We start from the raw sequence: 478 nt of genomic DNA, 5'->3' as shown, positions 1-478 counted from the left end.
ATGATCAACCTGAAATATCGCTTAGTTAGTCAAATTGAATTAACTACATGTGCTATGAGCTCAAAGAGAGAGAAAAACTGAACGCATGCCCAACAATAAGGCACGGCTAAGCCGCCAATGTATGGTGCATTAGTTATCTAGAGATTACCTTGATGATATAAAAGTTAACCCAGTAACTTTTCACACTGCTTGTAATTAGCGCGCCGTTTTATTTCTAGGCTCGCACAATAATTATCAAGCTTTTGCGGTCGCCCTACTGCGCCATGAAATACTTTGGTAAATTGCGTGGTGAGTTTTTGCCAGTTCTCTGGGGCGATGTTGAGTCTGTCTAGAATTGGTGAGTTGATTGGGCTTATAGCGCCTCGCTTATCTGCCCGCATACATCGGCCAGTTAATTCTACCAGTTCTAAGTAGGACTTTAATTCAAAGGGTAAACCTTTGGGCATGTGCTTTCGGGGGCTACCTGCAAAACGCGCCA

Annotated in this window: 1 pseudogene; it reads right to left on the bottom strand. The window is 43.3% G+C overall.

The window, feature by feature from the left end:
• Positions 1–164: 164 nt before the first annotated feature.
• Positions 165–478: pseudogene (locus tag CWC11_RS21380) on the bottom strand (transposase); the annotation flags it as partial.

This window comes from Pseudoalteromonas sp. S3178 (assembly GCF_005886985.1).
Classification (GTDB): Bacteria; Pseudomonadota; Gammaproteobacteria; order Enterobacterales; family Alteromonadaceae; genus Pseudoalteromonas; species Pseudoalteromonas carrageenovora.
This window is presented reverse-complemented; position numbering and strand designations above follow the sequence as displayed.